The organism is Pantoea sp. UBA7232, from assembly GCF_002473195.1.
Lineage (GTDB): Bacteria > Pseudomonadota > Gammaproteobacteria > Enterobacterales > Enterobacteriaceae > Pantoea > Pantoea eucrina.
Genome location: NZ_DKTK01000013.1, coordinates 23610 through 29609 on the forward strand (window position 1 = coordinate 23610; position 6000 = coordinate 29609).

Annotated in this window: 7 protein-coding genes and 1 riboswitch; of the genes, 4 read left to right on the forward strand and 3 right to left on the reverse strand. The window is 58.3% G+C overall.

The annotated features are described in order from the left end of the window. The first annotated feature begins 97 nt into the window (after positions 1-97). The 4 genes from mntP to B4056_RS12980 all read left to right on the forward strand — a co-directional run bounded on the left by mntP (position 98) and on the right by B4056_RS12980 (position 3314). Positions 98-670, forward strand: a complete 573-nt coding sequence (gene mntP / locus B4056_RS12965) for a manganese efflux pump MntP (RefSeq protein WP_288654935.1) — start codon at positions 98-100, stop codon at positions 668-670. 359 nt (positions 671-1029) lie between these two features. Next, positions 1030-1866 carry a fumarylacetoacetate hydrolase family protein gene (locus B4056_RS12970; RefSeq protein ID WP_094112053.1) on the forward strand — a complete coding sequence of 279 codons (837 nt, stop codon included), beginning with the start codon at positions 1030-1032 and terminating at the stop codon, positions 1864-1866. 56 nt (positions 1867-1922) lie between these two features. Next, a riboswitch (Fluoride riboswitch) is annotated at positions 1923-1996 on the forward strand. 86 nt (positions 1997-2082) lie between these two features. Then, complete coding sequence (gene crcB / locus B4056_RS12975; protein WP_094112042.1) at positions 2083-2460, forward strand: fluoride efflux transporter CrcB; 378 nt, start codon at positions 2083-2085, stop codon at positions 2458-2460. A 56-nt stretch (positions 2461-2516) separates the two neighbouring features. Further along, on the forward strand, positions 2517-3314 hold the full coding sequence (locus B4056_RS12980; protein ID WP_071669260.1) for a sugar phosphate isomerase/epimerase family protein: 798 nt from the start codon (positions 2517-2519) through the stop codon (positions 3312-3314). Here the strand turns inward: B4056_RS12980 and B4056_RS12985 are convergent. The 3 genes from B4056_RS12985 to B4056_RS12995 all read right to left on the reverse strand — a co-directional run bounded on the left by B4056_RS12985 (position 3311) and on the right by B4056_RS12995 (position 5866). Further along, positions 3311-3916: an alpha/beta hydrolase gene (locus B4056_RS12985; protein ID WP_094112041.1), complete on the reverse strand. Its 606-nt coding sequence runs from the start codon at positions 3914-3916 to the stop codon at positions 3311-3313. The genes B4056_RS12980 and B4056_RS12985 overlap by 4 nt on opposite strands. Before the next feature lie 9 nt (positions 3917-3925). Next, entirely contained in the window at positions 3926-4867 is a 942-nt protein-coding gene (locus tag B4056_RS12990) for a glutathione S-transferase family protein (protein ID WP_039381074.1), read from the reverse strand. 99 nt (positions 4868-4966) lie between these two features. After that, positions 4967-5866 carry a LysR family transcriptional regulator gene (locus tag B4056_RS12995; protein ID WP_288654938.1) on the reverse strand — a complete coding sequence of 300 codons (900 nt, stop codon included), beginning with the start codon at positions 5864-5866 and terminating at the stop codon, positions 4967-4969. Positions 5867-6000 lie beyond the last annotated feature (134 nt).

Below are 6000 nucleotides of genomic sequence, written 5' to 3' on the forward strand. Positions count from 1 at the left end.
TTTGCATGCTAGACTGCGCGCACTTTTTTATGACTGACTTATTAATACGAACAAAGCAGAGGATTTACGCATTTGTTCGCTAACTGGCTAAAAACCCATGACATTCATCGCAACCCTGATCCTGGCTTTTGGCATGTCAATGGACGCCTTTGCCGCTGCACTGGGTAAAGGTGCGTCGTTGCACCGTCCGGGAATAAAAGAAGCCTTACGCACTGGCCTGATTTTTGGTGCCATCGAAATGCTGACGCCGCTAATCGGCTGGGCAATCGGCCTGGCGGCCAGTCACTACATCATGGCGTGGGATCACTGGGTGGCCTTTGGTCTGCTTAGCGTACTGGGCGGCCGTATGATTATGGAAGGTTTCCGCCAGACAGCAGATGAGCCCTGCGAAGCGCAGCAGCAGCACGGCTTTATGGTGCTGGCGCTGACGGCGGTTGCCACCAGCCTTGATGCGCTGGCCGTCGGCGTCGGTCTCGCTTTCCTGCAGGTTAATATTCTGTTCACCGCGCTGACCATTGGTGCTGCAACCACGCTGATGGCGACAACCGGTGTGCTGGTGGGACGCTTTATCGGCCCGGTGCTGGGCAAGTGGGCAGAAGTGCTGGGGGGCGTGGTCCTGATCTGTATCGGCAGCACGATTCTGATCGAGCATCTGGGATTGATGAGCTGAACGTTAATTTTGTGATCTGGCTCAAATAAAATTGCATGAAAAACGCGCTGTCGCTATAATTTGCGCGTAATTTTTCAACAATATTTGAGTCAGGTGTTTCATGAAAGCTTTTTTCCGTTATGTGTTTCGCGCCTATGTCGCAACCTTTAAACACGTACCGCCGGGCGCGTTTTCTTAAGCGTCCAGAGTTACCCTCGATAATCGCCTTCAGGGATCGAAGGATGATTATCACCTCTCATCTTTGTCCTTTCCCGCACGCAGACTGACACAAACCTTCACCACTTTCTTTGCAGGTCATACCGCATTTCTGGCTGGCTTTTGATACGCTGCGCGCCATTTCTTATTATAACGAGGCGGTTATGCAGCTTTGCAGTTTTTATCTGATTGATTGTGCACGCAAAAGCTATGGCATCGTGCAGGAAGAGGGTGTTGTTGATCTTGGGCTGCGCCTGGGTGACGCCTGTTCCGATCTGAAAACCCTGCTGGCGCGCGGCGGTATCAGCGATCTGGCCGCATTTGAGCATCTGCCAGCGGATCATGCGTTTAGTGCCATTCGTTTTCTGCCGGTCATTGAGCAGCCGGGAAAAGTTTTCTGCGTCGGCATGAACTATGCTGACAAACGTAAAGAGTTTGCGGAAACGCTGGAGGCGCCCACGCTGTTTGTCCGTTTCGCTGACTCACTGGCGGCGCATGAACAGCCGCTACTGAAGCCTGCGACTACCGCAGAATTTGACTACGAGGGCGAGCTGGCTGTGATTATCGGCAAAGCCGCCTCGCAGGTGCCGGCAAGCGACGCGCTGGCGTATGTGGCGGGCTATAGCTGCTTTATGGATGCCACTGTCCGCGATATGCAGTTTACCTGGTTTACCGCCGGAAAAAACTGGCAGCAGACCGGCGGCTTTGGCCCGTGGATGACCACGGCTGATGAGATCCCCGATCCGCAGCAGCTGGCGATCAAAACCTGGCTTAACCAGCGCGAAGTGCAGAACGACACCACGGCCAGTATGGTGCATCCGGTGGCGAAAATTATTGAGTATATCTCTGCGTTTAGCCCACTCTCGCCGGGAGACGTTATTATTACCGGATCGCCCGGCGGCGTCGGCAAAAAGCGTACGCCACCGCTGTTTATGTTCCCGGGTGATGAGATTGAAGTGGAGATTGAAAAAATCGGTCGTCTGCGTCACCGGGTGGTCTGACCGTAACCCGGCGCTGCTGCCGGCAGGGTGATCGTTTACCGGCGATAGCGTATTATCTCAGCACGGGTGATGGCGTACCACCCGATCCAACCGCCGCTGTTTTCAGACGGCTGATGACGCCTGACTATACGCTTATCCCTGCGCGGAGAGGGCGGCGGGTCAGGCGTTTTTCGTTTCCTGCTGCCGTTATGCGCGCTTCATTCCGGAGATCAAATTATGCTGAAGTCGCTGTGTGCCGTAATCGTCGGCGGAGCTGCTGGCTGCACCCTGCGCTGGCTTATCTCGCTACGTTTTAACGCGCTGTTTCCTGATTTGCCGCCAGGCACGCTGATCGTCAACCTGGCGGGCGGTTTCATTATTGGCGCCGCTCTGGCGTGGTTTATGCGTTACCCACAGCTCGATCCGGCATGGAAACTGCTGATCGTTACCGGTCTGTGCGGCGGCCTGACCACGTTTTCTACCTTCTCAGCAGAAATTGTCAGCCTGCTACAATCAGGTAAATACCTGTGGGCAATGTCGAGCGTGCTGGTGCATGTCGTGGGTTCGCTGCTGATGACCTTTGCGGGCTTTGCAGTGGTTAACCTGCTCGGCTGAGCACCCGTCAGCGACCCGTCAGGGAAGATTCTGTTCAGACGCAAAGGAGCGTAACCATGCCGGGCAATCCACTTTTTCTTAATCTGGTCCTGCTGCAGGGCGAGCCTGCAGCAAAGCTGCGCGCGGCGCAGGATGCAGGTTTTGATCAGGCTGAAATCTGGCGCGAGGATGTGGAAAAGATGGAGACGGCGCACTTAGCGCACTCCGCGATCCGTTTCACTAATCTGCAGGTGCTGCGCGATTTTACCGGCGCGCCGGACAGCGAGCGCCAGCAAAAGCGTGAGGAGCTGCAGCAGTTTATCCGGCTGGCGCGTGCGATTGGCTGCGACACCATCCAGGCGCCTGCCACCACGCGACAGGATTGCATCCCGGAACGCATTGATGACGATCTGCGCTGGCTGGCGGCGGAAGCGGCGCGCCATGAGATGCGCATCATGTATGAGCCTATGGCGTGGAGTAGCGTGGACAATACGCTGCCGCTTGCCTGGCAGCGCCTGCAGCGTCTTGATCTGCCTAATGTTGGCCTGGTGGTGGATCTGTTTCATATCTGCGCGCTGGGTGGTGACGCGTCACACCTTGAGGGCATCCCGGCCAGCCGTATCTATGAAGTCCAGCTGTGCGATATGGCTGAACAGCCGCCGCAGAATAATCAGGCGCTGAGCGACTATGCGCGTCACCAGCGGCTGCTGCCGGGCGACGGCATTATTGATGTGGCCAGCTTTGTCAGTCGCCTGCAGCGAGCCGGTTATGCTGGTCCGGTTGGCATTGAAGTATTCAATGACCAGCTGAAAGCGCAGCCGGCGGCAGAGAGCGCACGGCGCGCCTGGCAGGCGCTGAATCGCTGCTGGCGCTAATCCTGCAGGCACTGCGCAATATAGGTTACCGCCTCTCTTGCGCCCTGCGGCGAGATGGTGTGGCCGGTGGTGGCTTCGAAAGCGGCCGTTACGTTAACGCCTGCCGCCTGTAACCGGCTGACGGCGGACGCTGTTTCGCTGAAGGGGATCACCTCATCCGCTTTGCCGTGGATCAGCAGCGCGGAAGCGCAGGGCTGCGGGGTTAGCGGTTCGTCGAATGCCAGCCGGCCGGAAAATGCCACCACGCCGGCCAGCGGGTAGCGTCCTGAAGCCAGTGCATCCAGCGCCATGATCGATCCCTGCGAGAAGCCGACCAGAATAACGTTTTCCCAGGCATCCGGCATGCCGTGCTGCGCCATCAGGCGCTGCAGCGTATCATCAAATGCATCGCGCGCCGCACGCACGCGCGCCGGACGATTCTCCGGCGTAACGCCGGTCAGGCTGAACCACTGATAGCCCATCGCATGCTCAAATGGCCAGGGCGCGTCGGGGGAAGCAAACGCCACGTCGGGCAGCAGCCCGCTCCAGTGCTCACCGAGCACCGCCAGATCGTCACCGCTGCTGCCAACGCCATGCAGAAAAATAACCAGTGCTTTTGCCATGCCTGCTCCTTAAAAACCGTACGCTGCCATATCCGGCCCGGCGGGCACGATGCCGTTGGGGTTCAGAGCGTTAATCGAATAGTAGCCCTGTTTGATATGGTCCATGTTCACCGTCTGTCGTATGCCCGAGACCGCCAGAACGCTTTTCAGATAGCGATCCAGCAGCGGATAGTCGCACAGACGACGCAGGTTGCATTTGAACAGGCCATAGTAGGCGGCGTCAAAACGAATCAGCGTGACAAACAGCCGGATGTCGGTTTCAGTCAGGCGTTCGCCCAGCACAAAGGTACGGCCATCTTTCAGCAGCGCTTCCAGCTCGTCCAGCTGCGCAAAAACGTCGCTGAAAGCCTGCTGATAACTTACCTGGGTAGTGGCAAAGCCGGTACGATAAACGCCATTATTTAACCGGGTGTAGATCGTTTCATTCAGCGCATCGATCTCCGTGCGCAGATCGGCAGGATAGAGATCCAGGCGATCGTCAGCCAGATCGCCAAAGCCGCTGTTCAGCATGCGCAGAATATCGGCCGACTCGTTATTGACGATAGTCTGCGTCTTTTTATCCCACAGCACCGGGACGGTGGCGCGTCCGGTAAAAGCGGCATCGGCGCGGGTATAGAGCTCATGCAGATACTCAGCCTGGTTCAGCGTGTCGCGCTGCGCCCCCGGATAATCGCCAAAGCGCCAGCCGGCGCTGCCCAGCTGCGGTTCAACCACGGAAACAGTAATCACCTGTTCCAGACCTTTCAGGCTGCGCGCAATCAGCGTACGCGATGCCCACGGGCAGATCAGCGCCACGTAGAGATGGTAGCGATCCGGCTCTGCGGCAAATTCGGTTGTGCCATCAGCACTGATCCAGTGACGAAACTGCGAGGTCTGTCGTACAAATCCACCCTGCCGATCGGTGGCCTGTACCGGATGCCAGGCTTCACTCCATTTGCCATTCACTAACATAACGCTGCTCCTGTGTAATCAGGGCGCAGAGAGTAGCGCGCCGCGGGCCTGATGATAATCCAGGCAAAACGGCTTTCATTCTTTCCGAAATGGAAGTAATCAGGCGGGCGGCTGATGGAGGAAGTGGCTGGCCAGAAAGTCGATCAGCAGCCGGGTTTTCTGCGCCAGAAAACGGGCAGAGGGGTAAAGTGCAAACAGCCCCATGGGCGGCGGCGCAAAGTCCGCCAGCAGCGTAACAATCTCCTGACGCAGCAGAGCGGGCGTGGCGATAAAGCCGGGCAGGCGGGCGATACCGAGCCCGGCGACGGCAGCGTGCAGGCACGCTTCGGTGTTGGAAAAACAGAGGCGGCCGCGGATTGGTACCGTGGCGCTGTCGCCTGCAGCCGTGACAAAAGGCCAGTTCCACGGATCGCGAAAGTTGGTGTCGCTGATGCACTGGTGTCGGGCGAGATCGCGCCAGTGCTGTGGCGTGCCATGCTGGAGCAGGTAGGCCGGCGATGCGGCAATATGTACCGGCACGTCACCCAGTCGCCGGGCGATCAGGCTGCTGTCATCGAGGTGGCCGATGCGCACCGCCAGATCGAACCCTTCATCCACGATATTGACAGCGCGATCGGAAAAGCTGACGTCCAGCTCGATTAGCGGATAGTGACGGGCAAACGCGACCAGCACCGGTGCCAGTACCGCCGTTCCAAAGGTGCCAGGCGCGCTGATACGCAGCCGGCCAGAGGGCAGGCTGGCATTTTCGCGCATAGCGTCATCCAGCGCATCAAACGCATCCAGCAGCGTTTTAATGCGTTCATAGTAAGCGCGGCCCGCATCGGTCGGAGAGAGCGCCCGCGTGGTACGTTTGAGCAGCTGAACGCCCAGCAACTGCTCAAGCCGCGACACCAGCTTTGACGCCTGCCCGCTGCTGGCGCCAAGGCGCATCGCCGCAGCGGCAAAGCTGCCCGTCTCCAGTACAGCGACAAACATCCGGTCACAATCAAGTCGATCCATCTTCTCTCCAGGCAGGCCAAAGCCAGAGTATACGCATCAACCGGCGCCCCCGGGCGGGAATTCCGTCGCAGGGAGCGCATTAATGCGTCCCTGGCCGCAGCCCGCACCGCGCCGTACCGGCGTCATCGCGTTTC